The following is a 513-nucleotide window of genomic DNA, read 5'->3' as shown; positions in this document are numbered from 1 at the left end:
AGCAGGACTGGCTCAAGTCCAACATCGCCCGCATCAGCAGCCTGATGCAGGGCCACCGCGACCTGTCCGTGGTCGCCGAGCTCGTGATGGACGAACTGACGCCGCTGGTGGCTGCCCAGTACGGAGCCTTCTACCTGGCCGAGGAGGCCGGCGACGGCATCCAGCTCACCCTGGTCGGCTCGTACGGCCGCCCGTCCGGCTTCACCGGCCAGGCCCGCTTCCGGCTCGGCGAGTCGCTCGTCGGGCAGGCCGCCCGCAGCCGCCGCACCATCGCCGTCAAGGCCCTGCCCGATCACTACGTCAGCATTTCCTCCGGGCTCGGCCAGGCGGCGCCGGCCAGCCTGATCGTGGTCCCGATCGTCGTCGAGGACCAGGTGCTGGGCGTCATCGAGCTGGCGTCGTTCGAGGAATTCACCACGGTCCACCGGGACTTCCTCGAGCAGCTGATGGAAACGCTGGGGGTGAACGTCAACACCATCGTCGCGAACGCCCGTACCGACGAGCTGCTGGAGG

General features: G+C 68.8%; 1 protein-coding gene. It reads left to right on the top strand.

Annotated elements, in window-relative coordinates; all coding sequences use genetic code 11:
- Window positions 1-513 (top strand): GAF domain-containing protein (locus tag IH00_RS43885; protein WP_039946585.1); only part of this gene is annotated, 513 nt, incomplete at both ends.

The sequence above is a fragment of the Streptomyces sp. NRRL S-118 genome, from assembly GCF_000716335.1.
Lineage (GTDB): Bacteria > Actinomycetota > Actinomycetes > Streptomycetales > Streptomycetaceae > Streptomyces.
Note: the sequence above shows the minus strand (reverse complement) of the source record. Positions and strands in the feature narration are given on the sequence as shown.